Below are 22,581 nucleotides of genomic sequence, written 5' to 3' on the forward strand. Positions count from 1 at the left end.
GTTGTTTACCTGTTAGCCTTATCCTTATGATTATAATAGAGTCTAAAAACGAGATCTTGATTGTAATTGCCAAAGCCTGATCCAAAGAGGGTGAGCCCGCCGACATGAGCAGCGTCTTCTTTAACGGATATCCGAAAAGACCATTGCTTATTAAGAACATTGACATCATAAATGGTTGATGAAGAGATTTGTTGACCATCTATATATGTACCATCTTTGGAGATACGCAATATTTTTAAGATGCCATACTGGTTAATAATTCGCGGCCACCAGTCTGGTGTATATTTCCCTGGGCGATCTCCATAATCACCTGGACTTGTCCACGTTCCAATTTGGACATCATTTAATTCAAACGTAATATCAGAAGGCCAATGATCATTTGTAAATGGTGCTTCTGACGATAGTTCAAATGAAATTTCTAGCTCCTCGGGCTCCTGAGTAGAAAGAAGGAAGTTCGGAATTTTGTATTCGACAAATCCTTGACTAAACCAAAGAATTTTCGCATTAACTCGTTGTGGATCAAGAAAATAACGAGGTTCGTCAAATTCACCTACATACTTTTCTGTTGTCGCTAAACCGCATGTCGGCTTGACAAAGAAATCAGTATAGTGGCCGACCGAAACTTCGGTATGATAGAAGTCTTTTTTTAATTGTTGATGGTTTGGAAAAAGGATTTCGATTTTTTCAGTATTTAATATACATCGCTTTTGCACCCCGCCTTTTCCAGGAATCATTTCTGTACGAATGATTCCCGCCTTTTCTAATTTTTTTATGTGCATTGTCATGATGGCACTACTTAAATTTGAGGCTTCGGCCAATTCTCGAATATTCATCGATCTATTGGTAAGGTGTTGAATTAGGGCGAGGCGAACTTTACTGGCTAGTGCCTCATAGACAGGAAGTGATTGTTGAGAGATATCTAACTGCATCTATTTCCTCCGTACGTCATATAATTAATGTTAATGTAAATAATGATACATGGTTGTTAATATTTTAACAAGGCTATTTGATTAATTGCTTAAATTTTTGTGTGTACTCATAAATTAACTTTTTCATAATTGAAAATATGATAGAATGGAGCTAATATAACTGTATATGTAATATATTATTCTTTTAGGAGGGACTCTTTTGAGTTTTCATACTTCTCAATTATGTGATCAAAATAATGGACAAATCGTTGTTGCTGAAAGTTCGCTTCTTCAATATTACGGTAATAAGAAAGCCTTTTCAGGACGAGTTGTAACGGTGAAAGTATATGAAGATTATGGATTAGTAAAAAAGGTCGTTGAATCAGCTGAAGAGGGGAGTGTGATCGTCATACATGGCTCTGGATCAAGACGATCCGCGCTAATTGGAGCAGAGCTTGTTCGAATTAGTATTGAAAAGAAAGTATCTGGATTGATCATTTATGGATGTATACGTGATTCTGCGATGATCGATCAGATGGATATTGGAATAATGGCGATAGGAACGATACCCGTACTAAGTTCATGCGAAGGTTCAGGGGAAACAAACATTGCTTTTCACTTTGCGAGTGTTGATTGGAAGCCTGGGCAATATGTATATGTTGATCAAGATGGTGTCGTCGTTTCGGATGAGGACCTTTTACTATAAAGAATATATTCTTTCAGACCATAGACAAACCGCCTTTGAAAAATGATTCTCAAAGGCGGTTCTATTGTTGGTGACATTTGAGGAGGCGAATTTCCTTTTTTTCACTAGAAAAAGCGGACGGGATGGGAGGGCCGACTCCTGCAGGAAGAAAGGGTAGGTTGAAATCCACCGGCGCAGCCGGTTAGTTCAACTCCCGCCTGCGGAAAGCGTGCCCCCCATCCCGGTAGCGAGGACGAAGAGCCGCACCCTGACTACTAATCAAAAAAACCTGTCTACATGTCTCGCTTTTACGAGACTTTGTCGACAGGCTGAAAGAATATATTCTTTATTAAGTGTTTTATAGACTTGTTTCTATAGAACACTTTTTTATAGGTAATATTAAGAGATTTTGAATAACAAAGTATGGTGAATTGTTTTCGGATGAGATCGGTGCTCAAGAATGAAAGTTAATGTCATATTACGAAGGATTCTTAGTAGTAATCGTTCAGTCCAATTTTTGACGATCAACTTAGTCACTCCTTTCAAATTACATATCACCAGTTTTAAGAATAGTATCCTTTGAAAAAATTAGAATAGGAAAATGTAAAAAAATATGAGAAATTACCTGACTTTTTAGATAATTGAATAAAGCCTTTTCAAACAGGGTAAAGGTCTTTAACAAAGTAGATGAATATGTTGATAAGGAGCTGTTTTTATCATGTTTGATTATACGGTTGAATCTTCTAATAGCTTTCAAGAAACGGTGGAGCAATTACAAAAGGCATTAATGGAAGAGAAATTTGGCGTTTTATATGAGTTTGATTTGCAGGCGAAGCTTAATGAAAAAGGGCTTCAATATAATGAGTCGTATACCGTTTTTGAAGTGTGTAATTCAATTGAAGTGAAAAGGATGCTTGAAATTAATAAGTTATCAGGTTATTTTCTACCATGTAAGATTACAGTTTATCGAGATGGAGATCGAATAAAAGTCGGGATGCCAAAGCCATCTGTACTACTTAGAAGCTTAAAAAATGAGGAATTAAATGCAGTCTCGGATGAAATTGAAAGTAGGCTGATGTCGGCCATTCAAAAAAGTATTTAAAAGACTCATAGAATGTTGATAAGCAAAGGGATGAATCAGTTTCCTTTGCTTTTTTAATTTCCTTGAAAAAAATATTAAAGTTTGGCTGTGTTAAGGGCAATGTAGTTAGCGTATGTTTGTAAAGTAAGTCCACAAATTATCCTCTTCTCCTCTTGCTGTTAAAGGATAGAAACGTTAGTGTAGAAAAGGAGAGTGAGGAATGAACAATATGAAAAAGAAAAAATGGAATAAATGGATTTTTATCATAGGTTTAGTATTTGTTGCATTAAATTTACGCCCCGCCATTACGTCAGTTGGACCAGTCATTCAAGATATACGGAATGATACGGGGATTTCAAATGGGGTCGCAGGCATGTTAACAACCGTTCCATTACTGGCGTTTGCTTTCTTGTCACCATTTGCTCCGAAAATCGGACGGAGACTCGGCAATAATGGTGCTGTTTGGTTAGGGTTATGGATACTTGGTATCGGTATCGTCATTAGGCCATTTGATTCGGTCTCTTTTTTATTTATAGGTACGGTTTTAGTAGGAGCGGGTGTTGCGGTAGTAAATGTATTACTACCAGGTATAGTGAAAAAAAGCTTCCCAGCTAAAGTAGGCTTGATGACGGGACTTTATACGATGTCAATGGGAATGGCAGCAAGTCTTGGTTCAGGTTTGAGTGTGCCGATGTCACAGCAGCTAGAATTAGGATGGCAGAATGGACTACGGTTTTGGGGTCTTTTTGTCTTAATCGGGCTGATTGCTTGGCTGCCGCAGCTAAGAAACGCCTCCCGTTCCAGTCAACTATTAATGGACAAATCAGTCAAATCAAGTCTATGGAAATCGAAATTGGCGTGGCAAGTCACGCTATTTATGGGCTTACAGTCGTTATTATTTTATTGTATGATTTCGTGGTTACCTGAAATTTTAACAAGTCGAGGAATAGAGTCTGTTTCAGCAGGGTGGTTTGTGGCAGGGATGCAGTTGATTGGTTTGCCAGCTACATTGCTAGCTCCTGTTCTGGCTGATCGTTTACGAGATCAAAAAGGAATTGTATTCGTGATTAGTCTCTGCTCTTTTATTGGAATCGGTATATTAATAATTGATGTTCAGACTGTTTGGTTAATTGGTTTGAGTGTTCTCATGATGGGTGTTGCTTTTGGAGCTAGCATTAGTATGGCATTATCTTTTATTAGTTTACGGACACGCACGTCTGATCAGGCTGCTAATCTTTCTGGAATGGCGCAATCGATTGGCTATTTGTTAGCGGCAAGTGGACCATTAATGCTTGGTTTTCTCTATGATTGGCTAGCATCATGGAATGTGTCATTGTTGGTTCTTTTGGCAATAAGTGTCATTATGCTCATTGTTGGTGTGGGTGCAGGACAAGCGAAGTATGTGTTTGATGAGGAAAATGAGAATACATCTGCATAGGTAAAATAATTATGGTGACTACTATTGAGCAATTTAGAAGAAGTGTATGTAAATATAGCTGCTATTATGAGATGAGGAGGCCACTGGAAAAGTACAAATTAACGAGGTCACTGAAAAAGTCCTTTCTAGTAACTCAAGGAAGAGTAATGGCTCCGCTCGTTGCGCGCCTTGCTATGAGAAACCCACTCATTGCAAGGCTTTCAAAATCGGGCAACGGCTACGCACATTACTTCAAAGCCACTGAAAAAGTTAAAACCAAACTTTTTCAGTGGCCTCCAAATTAACTTTTTTTAGCATCTTTGATTTGATTAGAAATAGCTCATATCAGGATTTTCAAAAAAGGCAACGGTTTCGTCTATGATTTAAAGGACACTGGACTGAGAGGAAAGAATCTAATGTTCAAATTATCAATTTTATGTTTTGAGAGAGTGGGCTAATTTAGAAAGATACGCCATTTTTTAAAAAGGCATTCATGATAACATTTGGATGCTTTTTTAGTCTGTCCAGCACCATTTAATTTAAAATATTAACTTAACAATTAAATAAATTAATATTTTTTATGTAAATAATAAAAATAATTATTTACTTTTTATTTTTATTGGATTAAACTAACAATTGAAGAAGGAGCTGATCGAAATGGCATATCCAATCATCACATCTTGTCCTGTATGCAGTCATACGATGAAAGTAACGAAGCTTCATTGTACGCATTGTCATACAACGATTGAGAATCAATTCGAACTTTCAAAATTTGCAGCATTGTCCAAAGAGCAGCTTCACTTTGCAGAAGTTTTCATTACTTGTCGAGGGAATATTAAAGAGGTTGAAAAAGAGTTAGGCATTTCTTACCCTACTGTTCGTGGTAAGTTAACAGAGATCATATCAGCACTAGGCTATGAACAAGAAAAGAAAACGGTCTCAGCTGATAAGAGTAAGGTGATTCAAATGCTAGAAGATGGTGAAATTTCATCAGAGGATGCCATTAAATTATTGAAAGAGGAATAGGAGAGTGGGATTGATGAAGGACGAGATTGCGAAGGTGCTGAACATGGTTCAAGAGGGGAAGATTGATGCCAAAGAAGGCACGGAATTAATTGAGTTGTTGAAGCAGGAGGAAACAGAAACGGCAACGAAACAATCAGAGTATTTAAAGAAAACATTGAAAATCCGCATACATTCAGAAGACAATGAAAATGTTTCAGTGAATTTACCGATCAAGCTTGTAAAAGTTGTTCTAGTAGCAGGACATAGTATTGCATCGAAAATTCCTCAATCTGAGCAATATGTGAAAGACCTTGACATTGGTCTTATTATTGAAGCAATAGATAATGAGTTAGAGGGTCAAATTGTCGATGTGAAATCATCGAATGGAGATACTGTATCTGTCATTATTGAATAGAGTGTTAAATACATTGAAAGAAGAGAGGAAGGGATGTCATTGGATCGTTCCAACTATGCGATTGAAGCTAATGGATTAGTGAAGGTGTTTGGGAAGAATCGAGCTGTTGATGGTGTCGATTTAAAGGTGAAGGCTGGTACTGTATATAGTATTTTAGGGCCGAACGGTGCCGGGAAAACAACGACCATTCGCATGCTAGCAACATTATTGAAATCAGATGGGGGTTCAGCAAAAATACTCGGACATGATTTAAAGTCAGACGCGAAGAAAGTACGGAGTCGTGTAAGTTTAACGGGACAATTTGCTTCGATTGATGAGGATTTAACTGGCTATGATAATTTAAGAATGATTGCTAGGTTGATGGGTTATTCAAGACAAAAGGCGAAAGCTCGCGCAATTGAATTGTTACGTGCATTTGGCCTTGAAGAAGCAGGCAAGCGACAAGTGAAAAAATATTCAGGTGGAATGAGAAGAAGAATTGATATTGCAGCAAGTATCGTTGTAACACCGGATCTTTTGTTTCTTGATGAGCCAACAACTGGATTAGATCCACGGAGTCGAAATCAAGTGTGGGATATTGTAAGAGTATTAGTCAGTACAGGAACGACAGTGTTATTGACGACGCAATATTTAGATGAAGCTGATCAGTTAGCCGATCGTATTGCCGTCATTGACCGTGGTAAGGTCATAGCTGAGGGGACGAGTGGAGAGCTGAAAGCCTCGATTGGCTCAGGGATGCTACATGTTAGATTATTAAACCCGGAACAACGTCCCGAAGCTGAGAAATTGTTGCACGAGCATTTGCAGGCTGAAATACAAGTAGTATCAGATCCAACAGCGCTTTCTGCGAGAATTAAGGATAGTGAAAAGGCAGCACATGCTTTGGCAGAGCTAGCCAAAGCTGGGATTGGAGTCACAGATTTTTCATTAGGTCAACCGAGTTTGGATGAAGTGTTTCTTACTTTGACAGGTCGACCAGCTGAAGATGAAGAGCAAGAGGAGGAGGTGTAGAGCGATGAATTCAAATATAAATGAAACGTTAAAAACAGCCATAGCCAATGGAGAACGGCCGAAACGTGCACGTGGCTGGACTTCGACCTTTGTTTTTACGTGGCGTGCGATTTTGAAAATTAAATACGTACCTGAACAGTTGTTTGATGTAACAATGTTTCCGATAATGTTCACGTTAATGTTTACATATTTATTTGGCGGAGCGATCGCTGGTTCTACGAGTGAGTATTTGCAATTTTTATTACCTGGTATTCTCGTTCAAACCGTTGTGTTTACATCGATTTATACGGGGACAGCATTGAATACAGATATTTCAAAAGGAATTTTCGATCGGTTTCGATCCTTGCCGATCTGGGGGCCATCACCACTAGTCGGTGCTCTTTTAGCTGATACGGTGCGTTACTCGATTGCATCAGCGATTGTCATCGTATTAGGACTTATTTTAGGCTTCCGACCAGATGGTGGTACACTTGGCGTTTTATTAGGAGTGTTGTTGCTTCTTATTTTCGCCTTTAGCCTATCGTGGATCTTTACCGCACTTGGTCTAGTGATGCGGACACCAAATGCGGTAATGGGTGTTAGTATGGTTGTCCTGTTCCCATTGACATTTGCGAGTAATGTGTTTGTTGATCCGGCAACGATGCCAGGGTGGCTACGAGCGTTTGTTGATGTCAACCCGATCACTCTTCTTGTCACAGCGATTCGTGGTCTGATGCAAGGAACGGTAACAGCAGGGGAAATAGGTGTCGTGCTTTTATTTAGCTTAGTACTCATTGTTATTTTTGCACCATTGACGATGCTTTTGTATCGAAAGAAATAAGCAAGACTACTGTTGAGATCATTTTACGTATAAGAGATCGAGAATGAAATCTTTGTGATTCTATTCGCGGTCTCTTTTGTTTTAGAAAATTCTTGGCTGTGCGCGGGCTCCTAAGAGCTGGTATGTTGAAATGGATGACGGGCTTACTGCTACTGATGCTAAACTAACTTTAAAAAAAGTTTGGATTGGAAAACAAGGAATGTGCAAATAGATGATGAGTCATCTTCTGATTCAATGAAAATGAACATAAACTATTAGAGTGTTCACTCGTTTCTCCATATGCCAGGTGTAGCCGTTTGCATTTTTTATTAGGATCGGCGTATGATAGGTTCGAAGGGAGATGACATCAATGCAGAATTTTGAATTTCAAAATGGAACAGCGATTATTTTTGGAAAAGATCAGGAGCAGGTTGTTGGCAAACAGACTGCTGCTTTTGGAAAGAAGGTTCTTCTTCATTATGGAGGCGGAAGTATAAAGAAGAGTGGGTTATATGACCGTGTAATTTCTTCATTAAAGGCCGAGGGGATTGAGGTTTTCGAGTTAGGTGGAGTGAAGCCGAATCCGCGTGTTGATTTAGTACGTGAAGGCGTTTCGATTTGTAAGAAGGAAAGCATCGAGTTCATTCTTGCAGTTGGTGGTGGAAGTGTGATTGATTCTGCAAAAGCGATTGCAGCAGGGGCATATTATGATGGCGATGTGTGGGATTACTTTATTGGAAAAGCTGAAGTGGATCGATGTTTGCCGATTGGCGTAGTGTTAACGATTCCTGCTGCCGGAAGTGAAACAAGTAATGGGACCGTTATCACAAATGAAGATGGCATGTACAAACGCTCGACAGGTCACCAAAATATGAGACCAGAATTCGCGATATTAAATCCGGAGCTTACCTACACATTACCTGCCTATCAAACAGCATGTGGTCTTACAGATATGATGGCTCATATATTAGAGCGTTATTTCACAAATGAACAGCACGTTGATTTAACGGATCGTCTATGTGAAGGTACATTACGGTCGATCATTGTAAATGCTCGTGCGGTTATTGATGAACCGGCCAACTACGATGCACGTGCAGAAATTATGTGGGCCGGAACGATTGCTCATAATGATTTATTAGGAACAGGTAGAATCGGTGATTGGGCAAGTCATGAAATTGAGCATGAGATTAGTGGAATTTATGATATTGCACACGGTGCAGGGTTAGCGATTATTTTCCCTGCTTGGATGAAATATGTCTATAAGCATAATGTGAACCGTTTTGCTCAATATGCAAATCGAGTGTGGGATGTTGAAATCGATCTTAATGATTTAGAAAAAACGGCATTAGCTGGTATAAAAAAGACCGAGGAATTCTTCCACTCAATTGGTATGCCAATTCGGTTAAATGAGGCTGATATCGACCGTACACACTTTGATGAGATGGCCAAAAAGGCGACTGATCGTTGCCCGTTAGGGAATTTCGTCAAGCTAGAAGCGAATGATGTACATAAGATATATGAACTGGCTTTAGATTAGAACAGGGAGTGTATGGCTGATGCTATTTTCAGCTATGCACTCTGTTTTTGTTTAGGGGGCACGGCAATCAATACCGGCACTCTGTGAAGAAACAGAGGTGGGTCAAGGGAAATAGCAAATTTCATTACGACAGACTTCGATAAAGAAAATCGTAATCGCGTTTTTTAAAATAAATCATATAGTTTTTCTAGCTTCAATGACGTAATGGATATGGTAAAATGTCTGCTATTAAATAGAAACGATCTTCTTTTTTTTGAAAGCGTTTAAATAAGAGGATGAAGAGCGAAGGTGTATATACTGTGTCTATGAAACAATCTACGAATCATATGAAGCATGTGACGTTATTTGCGATTACATGGCCGATTTTTATTGAAGTATTTTTACAAGCGATGATGAAGTTTTCGGATATATTTATGCTGAGCTTTATTTCTGATGAGGCTGTTGCTGCAATTGGTGTTGTAAACCAAGTCATGATGTTTACTTTTGTCTTATTTAATTTTACTGCAATGGGCTCCGGCGTTGTTGTAGCTCAGTTTGTTGGCGCGAGAAAGAAAAAGGATGTTAGCTTAACGATTGCTAATGCAATTATCATTAATTTGTTATTTGGGTTATTTATTAGTGTGATGGTCGTACTGTTTCGTCAGCAGTTTCTTACACTATTCAACTTAGAGCCTGAGCTATTTGAGTATGCTGATATCTATATGTTGATTGTTGGCTCTGCACTATTTACACATGCTCTTGTTTTAACGATTTCTGCTGTGTTACAAGCAATGGGGTTTACGAAGGATGTCATGTATGTTGTCCTAGCGATGAACGCTTTAAATATCGCCGGGAATTATTTATTTATATTCGGAGCATTAGGTGTACCTCAATTAGGGGTGATGGGGGTTGCGATTGCGACTGTTGTTTGTCAGGCGTTAGCATTGGTCACACTTTTCGTTCTTCTCTATCGTCGTGTAGAGGTGCGAATTAGTTGGGCTGATTGGTTAAAGGTTAAGGTCGAGTATGTCAAAAAAATTATGGCAATTGGTGTACCGGCAGCTGGTGAGCATTTGTCCTTTAATATGAGTCAAATCGTTATTACGATTTTTATTACTTTGATTGGTGCAACAGCTTTGGCGACGAAAGTATACACGCAAAATCTGCTTATGCTCATGGTTGTTTTTTCGATGTCGATTTCAAAAGGAATGCAAATTTACATCGGTCAGCTTGTTGGAGCTGGATTGAAAGAAGAGGCATATCGTCAAATGTTTCGTGGCTTACGAGTCGCTTTGATCATTGCCGTTACAGTGGGCATTACTGTCGCTTTTTCTGGAGAGATTTTGTTTGGATTTTTTACAGATGATGCTGAAATTATTGCACTTGGCTCTATTTTGTTATTTATTGGGGTGTTATTAGAGCCTGGGCGAACTTCAAACTTAGTGATCATTAGTGCACTACGGGCTTCAGGTGATGCACGATTCCCTGTATTAATAGGGATTGCTTCAATGTGGGGAGTGAGCGTATTGCTATCGTATATATTAGGTATTCATTTAGGATATGGATTAATTGGAATATGGATTGCGATGCTATTAGATGAATGGCTACGTTCGGTCTTAATGTTCTTTCGCTGGCGCAGTCGGAAATGGATGAGTAAAGGGTTAGTTGAAAAGGAGGATCGGTCATCGGCATAATGGCGAACAAGGAAAAATATAGAGACCCTTTGTTGAGCTAGAACGTCTAATTGATGGGAGGGATTGTACTATGGAAAAATGCACTTTGTTATGTATCGTAACAAGCCTTGCATTAGTTGGATGTTCTCACATACAAAAGAGTGAAGAAGTAGTACAGGACAATGTAGAGATCTTTTGTAAGACGAATATGAATGTTACAGAGTTAAAGAATGAAGAAGATTTAGATATATTTAAAAGCGCTGTACGCCAAGCAAAGCAAGAACCAGGCATAGTCAATGTGTCCCAACATCAGTATCAATTTTGTATTGATGAAGATACCTATTTTCTATGGATTACAGAAGATTCTGGGATAATTATGAATGCTAATCATACACATACTATTTTTACTTTATCAGATCAATCGGTTGATGAAGTAAATGCATTAATTGTTAAACATGAAAATCGGCAATAATCGGGTGGCTTGAATTGGACACCTGTATTCAATTAACAAAGGGGGAATAGACGTGGTTGAATTACTTAATATCGGTAGCCTTGTGCTCGGGCTAATTGCTTGGATACTTCCTATTGTCACTTTCATACGTATGAACAATCTCGATGATCATAGTGTGTTGACACTTATTGTAACGAGCATCAGTGCTTGTGCCATTTCACTATGCTTTCAGATTTTCAGTATCAATCATCTTGTAACAATTGAGGATTGGTCTGCTCTTATGGATATTATGGACACACTTGCATTTGTCGTAGCTGTTCTTCTAATCGTTACAATCATTTTAAATGTCATTAATCTTCTAATTTATCGTCATAGGTTAGTGAATTAGAAGATGAGTGGATATGTGGTTGTTAGGGGGAAAGCTAGAAAGAAGCCTCTACCCCTACCTTACCTTATACTAGTCTTTAATCCCAACAACTCGAATTCGTTTATAGTCTGCGATCCAACGGTTGTTCGTAAATAACGTGTTCCTGAGATTCTTTTCTATGCTCGCATAAATCCGTTCTTTTGTTTCGGTAGTAGCATGTTTAAACATTTCTACTGCGAACATATCGAGCCAATTTCTTAACCCATCATTTCCTTCTAAGGGTGTCGGTCTGTGAAAATGTAGAGCGACGGTGACGTGAAATCCTACTTCCTCCATTAAAGTCGTGTATTCACCGATACTTGGGAAATACCACGGAAATTGTTCAACAGCGCTGTATGTGACGCCAGAACGTTTTAATTGGTTGGCTATTTCATTTGTAATCGTTTGAACATTTCCTTTACCACCAAACTCAGCTACAAACCTCCCCCCAGGCTTTAAGCTATTATAGATGCAAATGAGTGCTTGTTTGGGTTCTTTCACCCAGTGAAGTGTTGCGTTTGAAAAAACAGCATCGAATTCATTTTTGTCAGACAAACTCAACACGTCTTTCACAACGAAAGGGATATGTGGGTATTTGTTCAAAGCTTGATTAATCATATTTGCTGATTGATCAACACCGATGACGTTTACACCATTCTCATATAGCGTATTTGCTAAATCCCCTGTCCCGCATCCGATATCAAGTATTCGTTCCCCTTCCTCATGTGCTAAAAATTTAATTAACTCATTTCCAAATTCAGATACAAATGAATGGTTTCCGTCATATAATCCAGCATTCCACTGATCCTTAATTTGATTCTTCATGTTTGCTCTCCTCTCTTTTACTGTTTTATTGAATTATATGGTACAAGGTATATAATTGAAATTAACAAAAAATATCAATTTTAATAACAGATCGTTATTAGAGGTGAAGGTGATCGGATTGGATATTAAGTGGTTCAAAACATTTATCATATGTGCAAAGTTTGAAAATTTCAGAAGAGCGTCAGAGGAGCTATTTCTCACTCAACCTGCGGTAACAAAGCATATTAAACGCCTTGAAGAGCATCTGAATAGCCAGTTGTTCAATCGAATAGGGAAAAACGTGAATTTGACGCAAGCAGGGTATAAATTTCTACCTTATGCAATGGAATTTATAGAAACGTATGAACGAGGGATGGAGCATTTTGAATCATGGAAGCAAGGCTATCATCGTAAATTAGCGATTGCGGCTGCCCCTCAAATTGCTTCATCCTTCTTACCCTCGTTGTTACGAGTTTTTATGGATGAAAATTCTGATATGGAAGTATCTATAGATGTTATTAAATCATATGAAATTGGCGATGCTATCAGTTCAGGAAGGGCTGATATAGGGTTATCAAAAGTAAAGCCTTTGCAAGCAAATGTTGAGGTTGAAGCATTTGAAGAGGAGAGAGTCATTTTAGTTGGATCGACTAGACATACAGGTGCAATGGCGGAAAGCGAAGCATTAACGTCGTATAGACTTATCACACATAATCATCCAGACTATTGGGATTCTTTATTAAATGAAATTAAGAGACATTATCCAATGATACGAACGATGGAGGTGAATCAAATCGAAGGGACGAAGAAATTGATTGAGAATGGACTAGGTGTTTCCTATTTACCTTATTCCATGGTCGAAGATGAGATAACGAGTAATCAATTGCTAGAAATACAACCTGAAAAAGTCTCAACCCCTACTTCTGCAACATACATTTTAACAAGAGTCGATACATATGAAGTGAATCGTTTTATGCAGTTTTTGAAGGGTACTTAATACGTTTTCAAAAGGTGACCATGAGGGAAAAGTATAGATCGAGAATACATTTATCATATGATTGAATTTGGTCAATAGAAACTGCTAGTGCACATAAATAATAGTCATATCGCTTAGGTATGGCTTATTTTTTTCTTGTAATTGTTATAAAACTCACTCAAAAAAAGGGATTTCATCTCATATGAAGAATATGTAAATTAGTCGAAAGGGGTGTGGTGAATGTAATGATTTCTTTAGAGGAACGGCTATTTCTTATATCAAAAGCCTATGCAATCATCTCTAAATATTTTGCTCACTGGGAGGATGCGCGGATCGCCGAAGATCAATTAGATGATACGTATCAGCAGTATTTATCGAAGGCTGTACATATGGAAGGTAGCTCTGAGTTTATGAAGCTTATGCTAGAGTTCTTAGCGTTATTTAATAATAAACATACCGTTTATTTTGATCGTTCATTAGCACCTGCTATTTGTTGGGAGAAGCTTGAAGAAGCGATACCATTAGGAATTTCAATGAAGCTACTTGATGATGATTGGATTGTTGTTGATAGTGTGGTGAGAGAGATTCATTCAGGAGATAAAGTGATGAAGATAAATGAAAAGCCAATTAATAGTTGGATTAAGACGCTTAAATGCTATTTTCCAGAATTGAATTCCTCATCACAAGTCGCTCGTGCGCAAATACTTTGGACGTTACTATATCCAAGTGACGAATATTTGATTGAATTAGTGGATCAATTCGGACAAGTGAAACGTGTAAAAGTGGATTCAAAAGAAGGCTATAGAAAGCAATGTGAACCGATATCGCAATGGTTAATAAAAGGTGAAATTGCTTATTTGAAAATTCCTTCATTTGCAAAGCAAAGCTATGAAGCACAAGTGCTAGACGATCTAAACCGATTTAGTAACGCAAAAACGATTATGATTGACCTTCGCGGTAATCAAGGCGGAAGTACACCATCTAGGCTAGTTGCCAAATTAATGAATCAAAAATGGAGATGGTGGTCGATCGAAACGACTTTGCCTATTCCAGATGATGTTGATTTAACGTGCTACTATGAACCAGCTCGTGATGCTTATGATGGAGATGTAACTTTTATAGTTGATCGTGAAACAGCTTCTGCTGCGGAAGACTTGATCGTTCCATTCAAGGATAATCGTCGAGCATTGATCGTCGGTGAGACGACTGCGGGTTCAACAGGACAACCGTATCATTATGAAACAGAGCGCTATTTTCTATGTGTTGGTGCTATGAGAGCACGGATGCCCAATGGGGATCGATTCGAGGGTATAGGGATTGAACCTGATATTAAGGTGCAGCTGACGAGAGCAGATTTATATGAACATCAGGACAGTAGTCTAGTCACAGCGCTTCACTATCACAAGCAGCTAACTAATAGCTAGAAAGGACATAGTATGGCTCAAGAAATGTTTCTTTCTAGATCCCCCGATGCCGGATGTAATCAAGCAATGGGAGTATTATATTGCCAAGCTGGCTATTCAAGACAATGATCAATGATTGGATGTCGGTTGTCATATAGGAGATACTGAAAAATTAATCGTGGATCAGCATCCAAAGATTCATAGTATCATCGGTCTCGATTATGATGAGAAACGAATTAACCGAGCCGAGAAAAGGTGGGAGCAGGATGAGAAGAAGATTACCTTTGTTCAAGGAGACGCTGCTGCTCTTCCATTTGAAGATAATCGATTTGACAAAGTGATATGTGCAGAAATGTTAGAGTGGGTCAAGGAGCCATTGCGGGCTATTAATAGAGGCTTGGTTGGCTGAGCTGGATGAACTTTCTCAGTTGAATCAATATTTTTTCTCGATTAATCGAAATATGTGTCTTTGTACGAAGTAAGTCTTTTAAGAGGGATGCCCAAGGTAAAAAAATATACCTTTTAGGGCATCACCTTACACACTACACCCATCATTGTCGCATGTACCTTCTCCATCTGCTTGCTTTTGTGTTAATAGTTGATCTTGTTCAAGGATTTGTTTAATGGATTGAACGAAGACGTCTGTTGGTTGTGCCCCTGTAATCGCATATTTTTGATTGATCAGGAAATAAGGCACGCTGCGAATACCGTATTCGCTTGCTTGCTGCTCATCTTTGCGAACAAGCTCAGTCATTTCTTTGCTTTCAAGTAACGCAGAAACGGCTTCCTGTTCGAGTCCAACCTCTGTAGCAAGCTGAATTAGGGTCGAACGATCGCCAATATGCTTGCCTTCAGAAAAGTGAGCATGCAATATTCGATCGGTCATCTCTTGCATTAGCCCCTTTTTGTGAGCGTATAGCGCGAGACGGTGCGCATCGAACGTATTTGTGACAACCATTTGGTCAAAGTTGAAATTTAACCCCACCTGAGCAGCCATTTTCTCCACATTTTCAGTATTAGCTCTTGCTTCTGCTATACTCATTCCGTACTTTTTTGCGAGCTTTTCATATATCGTTTCTTTTGATTGAACGTCAGCGTCAGGGTCTAATTCAAAGCTACGATAAACAACTTCAATTGGCTCTTCGATTTGTTTCAAAGCTTCTTCGAGGCGTCGTTTACCAATATAGCAAAAGGGACAAGCGAAATCTGTCCACATTTCAATCATCATGTTACATCCTCCTTTTGTAAATGGTTTATTGTTAGTATACAGAGAGTATTTTCTAGAGTCCAAAATATTGATTGGAGGACGCGAGTATGATTACAGTATTGAACTGTACCACATAGCATTTACCACCATGATTGGTACTGGTGTTGGCATTTATGCTTGAATCAAGATGGAGGATTGTAAAGTATTGGTCTATCATTATGATGTACATCACCCCGCAGGTAGGCTTTTGTCAGCCCCAATTACTGTTTCGGTAAATTCTCACGCCTTTTTGCCGAGCTTATAACACTATCTTTCTTACTAATTTTAGTGCTACTCTACTTAGAACCCTTCAAGGCGTTACCCGATCATTTGATTCTTCAATGTAATCCTTCAATTTCAAATAGAAACTGTCTAACTTTTACTAGAGTTATATGACCATTCTCCTTTTGGGATAGAAACGTTACGTACAACTAACCTGCACCTATAGTGGAATAAGCGTTTTTGCTTATTCCAGAAACGCTCCCGTTCGTCTTATAAGGTTAGCCAGAATGCGGTTCTCTTTACTTGTGCGGTTAAAGAAGCAGAGGAGTTTAATAAGGTTAATGGATTAAGTAAAGACTTGGTGGGGACTTGTGGCTGTAATCATTAGAAAAGCAATCGAGAAGAAATACGCTATTATTTTGTAATATAAACTGTTGATAAGGAGGTTTTAAAAATGAGCAAGGTTATTCTAAATATATCAATGTCTCTTGATGGTTTTATAGCAGGAACGAATGATAGTCAAAAACAACCTTTAGGAGATCAAGGTGAAATTCTGCAACGGTGGATGTTTTCTGGAGACATAGCGAGTCAGACTAATGACTTTTTTAAACTTTCAACGATCAACAAAAATATTTTTGATTCGGCAGCTGAAAAAACCGGTGCAATGATTGTTGGGAGAAGGACTTATGACATTGTGAATGGTTGGGGAGGAAGTCATCCTTTAAGACATGTTCCGCTATTTGTCCTAACTCACAATGTCCCAGATAGCCCACCTAGTGGCAGTACACCATTTACGTTTATTACAGACGGAGTAGAGCAGGCGGTTAAGCAAGCGAAGGAAGTAGCGGGTTCTAAGGATGTGAGTGTTGGAACAGCCAGTGTTGCCCAACAGTGCATTCAATTAGGTTTGCTTGATGGACTAGATCTACATATTGCTCCGGTATTGCTCAGTAAGGGAATACGTTTGTTTGATCACATTGGACAGCAGCGGGTGACGTTGAGATCAACTGAGGTCGTTAAAGGAACGGGTGCGATACATGTAAAATATGATGTAATAAAATGAATGGAACAAAACTATCGCGACAAGCCGCATTGTTCAGTGAAGCAATACGGCTTGTCGTTGTAGGATAACAGTGTATAAGGATTCGTAGAAAGCCGTTGCATCTAAAATGAAAAGGAGAGAAAAGCCTTTAAAAAGTATTTGCACACGCTTCATATAACTAAATCGCAACAGATTGATGTATCGATTCTTTCCATAATCGTTAAAAATCGTAAGTATGCCTATTTTATTTTAATTTGTTTATCGGTTCGTGTATCACCGCCCGATTTTCTATCAGATGTGTTAGTTATTATTCCTCTTCTCATTTTATATGAAGTGAGTGTGACGATCTCACGATTTGTGCATCGTAAAGGAAGTTAAGCGATAAATTGAACCGAATGGAGATGTCTCAGAAGATAACTTTACCTTCTGAGACATCTCCCTATTTGCTTTTGGTAAGAAAGCAGGAAACGGTCTCCTTTAAGTAGAATGAGTAACAAATGAGTTGTATTATAAATAGATCAAATGGGGGACGTACATGAAAGATCTTTATCGTGTTCTAATAGTTGATGATGAGCCGCTCATTAGACAAGGAATTAAGCATTATTTAGACTGGGAAAAGTCCGGCTTTGAGATTGTTGGTGAAGCTTCAAATGGACAAGAAGCATTAGCTCTTATTCCTCAATGTCAGCCCCACATTATGTTGACAGATATGGTTATGCCGATAATGGATGGAGAAGTATTAACGAAGGAAATGAAGCAACATTATCCGAATATCCAAGTTGTTATTTTAAGTAGCTTTGGAGAGTATGATTATGTTCGTTCAGCTTTTCATCATGGTGCTATTGATTATATTCTTAAACCGAAATTGAACGCTAAGGATTTACATGACGTATTATGTAAAGCCGTTCAGCATATACCCAAAGTGTTAAAATGCGAAGAGACTTATCAGAAAGTTGTCTCGTCTAAGTCTACTCAAATAGAAAAGGTAATAGATGGGTATAGTTCGAAGGAAGATATAGAGCAATTATGTAAGCTTTTCACTTATCCTTATTTTTGTTTAATAGGTGTAGTGAGCCAAAATGAAAGCGGTAACATTAATAAGGTTGAATGTGCAGAAAGGATATTGGAACCTTTTTATCAACAGCATGAAGATCAAGTCCGATACGCTTGGATTAAAGAAGATCAATATACTTCTATTGCGATAGTGAATTTGAATGATCTTGAACTATATGAACGTTTGAAAAATGTATGTAAGGTGGCAGCTCAAATATCTTTTATAATGACATCATGTTTTGAACAATTACAGCAGTTACGTAGAATTTATATGGAAGAATGGAAGGCATTGATCCAGCTTCCGTTTTATTTTTCAGAGAAGTCATTGATTTGCACTGAGGATGCTCCTTGTACAAAAAAGGAGGAACCTTTTAATTTAGATTGGTTTACAGATGAATGGAAGAACGGACATTACGATCTTGCTTTTCAATATTTACGACAATACAGTTATGGTTTAGTACAGTCGGCTCATTTAAGTGTGAATGAGTTTAGAAGCTTCTTCAATCATATTTTTTTTACGGTGACGATTCTTTTAAGCAACCATGGCTATGAGAGGTCGATGCTAGAGAAGGTTAAGTTCTCGTATGTGTCGAAAGTTAGTGCAGCGTTAAGTGCTCATGAAGTCATTGATTATATGGAAAGATTTATAGAAGAGATGAACGATACCGTTACTCAAGTAAGTGTGAAGGGAAATGAAGATAGTATACAGCAAGTGATCGAGTACATCTCTACTCATTATCATGAGCCTATTAGTTTAAATGTTGTCGCAGAAACGTTCCATTTTAATGCTTCGTATTTATCAGCACAGTTTTCTCACCGTATGAAAGTAGGATTTAATGAATATGTAAACCGAATACGTATCGAGCACGCCTGCAAGCAATTAACAGAAGGAAAGCGACCTATCTCTGAAATTGGCGGGGTTGTCGGTTATTCAGATCATAGTTATTTTTGCAAAGTATTTAAAAAACTAAAGGGGGTTTCACCAAGCTACTATCGCCGACAGCAAAAGAAGGATCAACTAAGAGAGTTGGGGTAAGCAATGATTCCTAAACGATTTCAACATAGAAGCTTATTTATTAAACTGTTTGTCATGACAGTGTTATTGATGGTCATTGTTTCGACTACTATTACATGGACGACGATTCGCATGTCTGAGCGATTTTTTATTAATACATTTAGTATTACGAATTCACAAATATTAAAGCAGGTGGAAGGTTCGATTGATACGTTTCATTATTCTCTAGTAATGGCTTCGAATCAGCTCATTCAAAATAATGATGTGAAAAATTATTTAACAGAGGAATACACGAGCCTGGATTTGTTGAATTCCTATTATTATATGGACCAAGAAATTGAGAGAACGAAACGTTTTTTTAGTGCCCATGATATCGGTGTTCTCATTGCAGGAAAAAACGGTCAAGTGTATACGTCTGAGCGCTCACAATGGCCGATTTCAGATCAGGAGCTTTATGCAAGTGACATTACGAAACTATCGATGCTCTATCCGAGAAAAATGCTTTATCAGGTGGATCCTTCAGCGAGAGTGCCGATTATCGTTATTTCAAGAGCTTTCTTAGATCGTACGAATGATTCAACGTATGGGGTTATGTACTTTACGATACGAGAAGCTGATTTTCAACCTTTCTATGAAAGCTACACTTCACCAGGAAATGATATATTGCTAATGAATCAAGCGGGTGAAGTCGTTTCTAGTAATCGTCATGATTTGATTGGAAAGCAAAATTGGTCCTTACTGCAATATGCAAATGAGCTAGCTGATAGTCGTCTCGACTATTTGACGACAACGATCGATCAAGAAGATCATATTATTTTCTCTACGTATATCCCTTCTATTGATTTGTATTTAGTTAATATGCTGAATAAGGATATTGCCTTTGCTGATTTAATTGATACGAGTGCCATATTTCTATTGTGTATGCTCATTACATTCGTAGCTGTCATTATTGTATTCCTTGTATCACAGAGATTGACGAATTCGATTGCAACATTAGTTCAACAAATAGGGCATGTTTCTGAAAATCAATTTGATTATTATATTACGTTACAAAATACGTATGAAACGAAGAAGATTGGTCAGGCCTTTAATCGAATGTTAGATGAGCTTCACATGTATGTGGATAAGGTGGTGGACAGTGAAAAGCAGAAGCGTCAAGCGGAGTTCGCTGCATTGCAGCAACAAATTAATCCCCATTTTCTTTATAACACATTAACTTCCGTACAATTCCTTGTTCAGCAAGGAAGTAAAGAAGAAGCTATTGATACCGTTCGTTCTTTAATCTCACTTTTACAAAGTACATTAAGTAATGGTGATGAGATGATTACGGTGAAGCAGGAGGTGGAGAATTTAAAGCATTATGTGTTCATTCAGCAGAAGCGTTATGGTGATCGAATACATGTTGATTATTTTGTGGAAGAAAGTTGCGCAAAAATTCTTATTCCTAAATTAATTTTACAGCCTTTTGTGGAGAATGCTTTTTTTCATGCGTTCAATGAACAGGAAACGGGATTTATCCACATCTATATATGGTTAGACGAGCACAGACTAGTATGTGAAGTTGTCGACAACGGTAAGGGGATGGAGTTGAAGGAGCCTATAATAGAAGAAAAACGTAAAGGTTCATCGTTCTTTAAAGGAATTGGGATAAAGAATGTAGATGAACGTATTCAATTTTTGTACGGTGAGTCATATCGAGTGTCTGTACAAAGTGAGCTTAAACAAGGGACAAGAGTACGCTTGATCCTTCCAGTTGAGCAAGAATAATAATTTATGGAGGCACTGAAAAATAAGAACTTTTACATTTTTTTCAGTGTCTTTTTAAGTGTGGATATGCTCCAAAAGGATTAACAAAGAAATCTCCTAATTTCCAAAGAAAATACAAGCTGACGTTATATGAAAACGATAAAAAGTGCAAATATATCTAGAAATCTTCCTAACAGTATAAATAAGTAAAATGGTAAACTTTTTATATAAGTAAGCGCTTACAAATAAAAGACAGGGGGATTTAAAATGAAAAAATGGTTCATGGCAATCTTAATGGTAGCTCTTTTCGCGTTAGTGGCTTGCTCTGACTCTACTGAAGAGTCATCTACAGAGAACGGATCAAATTCAGATGATGTTACAGAAGAGGCTACTGGAGAAGGAAAGGTTACGGTATGGGCTTGGGATGTGAACTTTAATATTAAAGCACTTGAAATCGCTCAAGAGCATTATCAAGCGATCAATCCAGATGTTGAGTTTGAGGTCATCGAAAATGCTCAGGATGATATTGTACAAAGGTTAAATACGAGCTTGAGCTCCGGTACAACAAGAGGCTTACCTAATATTGTTTTAATTGAGGATTATCGTGCTCAAAGCTTTTTAAATGCGTATCCGGATTCATTTTACCCAATTACGGGAGCGTTTAACGCAGATGACTTCGCCCCTTATAAATTAGCACCGACAAGCTTTGAAGGAGAGAATTATGGTCTTCCATTTGATACCGGTGTAACGGGTTTATTCGTTCGAACCGACTATTTAGAGGAAGCAGGCTATACAGCAGATGATTTATCAATTATTGATTGGGAAGAATATATCGAGATAGGTAAGGATGTGTATGAAGCGACAGGCAAGAAAATGATTACCACTGACCCTAGTGATTTAGGTCTTATTCGTACGATGATTCAATCGGCAGGGGCATGGTATATGGAAGACGATGGAGTTACACCAAATTTAGCGAATAATGAAGCCTTGAAAGCGTCCTTTGAAGTGTATAAAAAAATGGTTGAAGCGGATATTATGGGCTTTCACTCAGACTGGAGTCAGTTTTTACAAGGGTTCAATAGTGGAGACGTTGCAACTGTACAAACAGGAAATTGGATTAGTCCTTCAATCAGGGCAGAAGATTCTCAAGCCGGCTTATGGAAGGTCGTGGAACAACCAAGACTAAGCGGTGTTGATGGAGCAGTAAATGCCTCAAACTTAGGGGGATCGTCATGGTATGTGATTGATATTGATGGAAAAGAGGATGCCGTTGATTTCTTAACACAAACGTTTGGTTCGAATGTTGACTTTTACCAAGATTTAGTTACTGAAATTGGTGCAATCGGGACATATTCGCCTGCGGCTGAAGGAGAGGCGTATCAATTAGAAGATGATTACTTTCAAGGTCAAAGGATTATTGCGACTTTTTCAGAATGGGCAGAGGATATTCCGCAAATTAACTATGGGATGCATACGTATGCGATTGATGACATTCTAGTCGTTGAAATGCAAAACTATTTAAATGGGAAGGATTTAGATGATGCGCTAGCAGATGCACAAGCACAAGCCGAAGCCTCATTAAATTAAACAAAGAAGAGTGTGGATGTCCTAAAAGGTGAAAGTATACCCTTTAGGACATTCACTTCATCTAACGCTTTTTTTCTTAAATTAAGAGAGGGGTGGAGAAAGTGTTGCCTGCCAAGCAAG

At 38.3% G+C, this 22,581-nt stretch carries 21 protein-coding genes and 1 pseudogene; 19 read left to right on the top strand and 3 right to left on the bottom strand.

All coding sequences use genetic code 11. From position 1 onward, the window contains the following. Positions 1-5: 5 nt before the first annotated feature. Positions 6-929, bottom strand: a complete 924-nt coding sequence (locus ACERJO_RS16955) for an ArsR/SmtB family transcription factor (RefSeq protein ID WP_247103468.1) — start codon at positions 927-929, stop codon at positions 6-8. A 199-nt stretch (positions 930-1,128) separates the two neighbouring features. Between ACERJO_RS16955 and rraA the strand changes: the two genes are divergently transcribed. The 11 genes from rraA to ACERJO_RS17010 all read left to right on the top strand — a co-directional run bounded on the left by rraA (position 1,129) and on the right by ACERJO_RS17010 (position 11,349). Further along, a complete protein-coding gene (gene rraA / locus ACERJO_RS16960; RefSeq protein ID WP_247103467.1) occupies positions 1,129-1,614 on the top strand; it encodes a ribonuclease E activity regulator RraA in 486 nt (161 codons plus the stop codon). A gap of 697 nt (positions 1,615-2,311) precedes the next feature. Continuing rightward, entirely contained in the window at positions 2,312-2,695 is a 384-nt protein-coding gene (locus ACERJO_RS16965) for a DUF302 domain-containing protein (protein ID WP_247103464.1), read from the top strand. Positions 2,696-2,894: 199 nt separating this feature from the next. After that, the gene (locus tag ACERJO_RS16970) at positions 2,895-4,112 is read left to right on the top strand and encodes a CynX/NimT family MFS transporter (protein ID WP_373648243.1); all 1,218 of its coding nucleotides are present in this window, start codon (positions 2,895-2,897) and stop codon (positions 4,110-4,112) included. Between the two features lie 636 nt (positions 4,113-4,748). After that, entirely contained in the window at positions 4,749-5,117 is a 369-nt protein-coding gene (locus ACERJO_RS16975; protein WP_247103461.1) for a DUF2089 domain-containing protein, read from the top strand. A 13-nt stretch (positions 5,118-5,130) separates the two neighbouring features. Further along, positions 5,131-5,511 carry an SHOCT-like domain-containing protein gene (locus ACERJO_RS16980; RefSeq protein WP_247103460.1) on the top strand — a complete coding sequence of 127 codons (381 nt, stop codon included), beginning with the start codon at positions 5,131-5,133 and terminating at the stop codon, positions 5,509-5,511. Between the two features lie 33 nt (positions 5,512-5,544). After that, positions 5,545-6,522, top strand: a complete 978-nt coding sequence (locus tag ACERJO_RS16985; RefSeq protein ID WP_373648244.1) for an ATP-binding cassette domain-containing protein — start codon at positions 5,545-5,547, stop codon at positions 6,520-6,522. Positions 6,523-6,526: 4 nt separating this feature from the next. After that, entirely contained in the window at positions 6,527-7,342 is an 816-nt protein-coding gene (locus ACERJO_RS16990; RefSeq protein WP_247103452.1) for an ABC transporter permease, read from the top strand. A gap of 349 nt (positions 7,343-7,691) precedes the next feature. Next, entirely contained in the window at positions 7,692-8,858 is a 1,167-nt protein-coding gene (locus tag ACERJO_RS16995) for an iron-containing alcohol dehydrogenase (RefSeq protein ID WP_373648245.1), read from the top strand. A 305-nt stretch (positions 8,859-9,163) separates the two neighbouring features. Beyond that, a complete protein-coding gene (locus tag ACERJO_RS17000) occupies positions 9,164-10,531 on the top strand; it encodes an MATE family efflux transporter (RefSeq protein WP_373648269.1) in 1,368 nt (455 codons plus the stop codon). Between the two features lie 70 nt (positions 10,532-10,601). Then, the gene (locus ACERJO_RS17005) at positions 10,602-10,982 is read left to right on the top strand and encodes a YhfM domain-containing protein (RefSeq protein WP_373648246.1); all 381 of its coding nucleotides are present in this window, start codon (positions 10,602-10,604) and stop codon (positions 10,980-10,982) included. 52 nt (positions 10,983-11,034) lie between these two features. Next, on the top strand, positions 11,035-11,349 hold the full coding sequence (locus ACERJO_RS17010; RefSeq protein WP_373648247.1) for a hypothetical protein: 315 nt from the start codon (positions 11,035-11,037) through the stop codon (positions 11,347-11,349). 69 nt (positions 11,350-11,418) lie between these two features. Here ACERJO_RS17010 and ACERJO_RS17015 read toward each other — a convergent pair whose 3' ends face one another. After that, positions 11,419-12,192, bottom strand: a complete 774-nt coding sequence (locus ACERJO_RS17015; RefSeq protein WP_373648248.1) for a methyltransferase domain-containing protein — start codon at positions 12,190-12,192, stop codon at positions 11,419-11,421. Positions 12,193-12,310: 118 nt separating this feature from the next. Between ACERJO_RS17015 and ACERJO_RS17020 the strand changes: the two genes are divergently transcribed. The 3 genes from ACERJO_RS17020 to ACERJO_RS17030 all read left to right on the top strand — a co-directional run bounded on the left by ACERJO_RS17020 (position 12,311) and on the right by ACERJO_RS17030 (position 14,959). Further along, the gene (locus ACERJO_RS17020) at positions 12,311-13,168 is read left to right on the top strand and encodes a LysR family transcriptional regulator (RefSeq protein WP_373648249.1); all 858 of its coding nucleotides are present in this window, start codon (positions 12,311-12,313) and stop codon (positions 13,166-13,168) included. 224 nt (positions 13,169-13,392) lie between these two features. Then, positions 13,393-14,571: a S41 family peptidase gene (locus tag ACERJO_RS17025; RefSeq protein ID WP_373648250.1), complete on the top strand. Its 1,179-nt coding sequence runs from the start codon at positions 13,393-13,395 to the stop codon at positions 14,569-14,571. 115 nt (positions 14,572-14,686) lie between these two features. Further along, positions 14,687-14,959 (top strand): class I SAM-dependent methyltransferase, encoded by a 273-nt coding sequence (locus tag ACERJO_RS17030; RefSeq protein ID WP_373648251.1) that lies wholly within the window; start codon positions 14,687-14,689, stop codon positions 14,957-14,959. A 126-nt stretch (positions 14,960-15,085) separates the two neighbouring features. Here ACERJO_RS17030 and ACERJO_RS17035 read toward each other — a convergent pair whose 3' ends face one another. Next, positions 15,086-15,778 (bottom strand): DsbA family oxidoreductase, encoded by a 693-nt coding sequence (locus ACERJO_RS17035; protein WP_247103444.1) that lies wholly within the window; start codon positions 15,776-15,778, stop codon positions 15,086-15,088. A 694-nt stretch (positions 15,779-16,472) separates the two neighbouring features. On the opposite strand from ACERJO_RS17035, the gene ACERJO_RS17040 reads away from it, so the two are divergent. The 5 genes and pseudogenes from ACERJO_RS17040 to ACERJO_RS17060 all read left to right on the top strand — a co-directional run bounded on the left by ACERJO_RS17040 (position 16,473) and on the right by ACERJO_RS17060 (position 22,461). Continuing rightward, a complete protein-coding gene (locus ACERJO_RS17040; protein ID WP_373648252.1) occupies positions 16,473-17,081 on the top strand; it encodes a dihydrofolate reductase family protein in 609 nt (202 codons plus the stop codon). 195 nt (positions 17,082-17,276) lie between these two features. Then, positions 17,277-17,438: pseudogene (locus ACERJO_RS17045) on the top strand (twin-arginine translocase subunit TatC); the annotation flags it as partial. Between the two features lie 157 nt (positions 17,439-17,595). After that, positions 17,596-19,149, top strand: a complete 1,554-nt coding sequence (locus ACERJO_RS17050; RefSeq protein ID WP_373648253.1) for a response regulator transcription factor — start codon at positions 17,596-17,598, stop codon at positions 19,147-19,149. A gap of 3 nt (positions 19,150-19,152) precedes the next feature. Further along, positions 19,153-20,895: a sensor histidine kinase gene (locus ACERJO_RS17055; RefSeq protein ID WP_247103440.1), complete on the top strand. Its 1,743-nt coding sequence runs from the start codon at positions 19,153-19,155 to the stop codon at positions 20,893-20,895. 246 nt (positions 20,896-21,141) lie between these two features. After that, positions 21,142-22,461: an ABC transporter substrate-binding protein gene (locus ACERJO_RS17060; protein ID WP_373648254.1), complete on the top strand. Its 1,320-nt coding sequence runs from the start codon at positions 21,142-21,144 to the stop codon at positions 22,459-22,461. Positions 22,462-22,581 lie beyond the last annotated feature (120 nt).

This window comes from Halalkalibacter sp. AB-rgal2 (assembly GCF_041821005.1).
Taxonomy (GTDB): Bacteria; Bacillota; Bacilli; order Bacillales; family Bacillaceae_D; genus Halalkalibacter.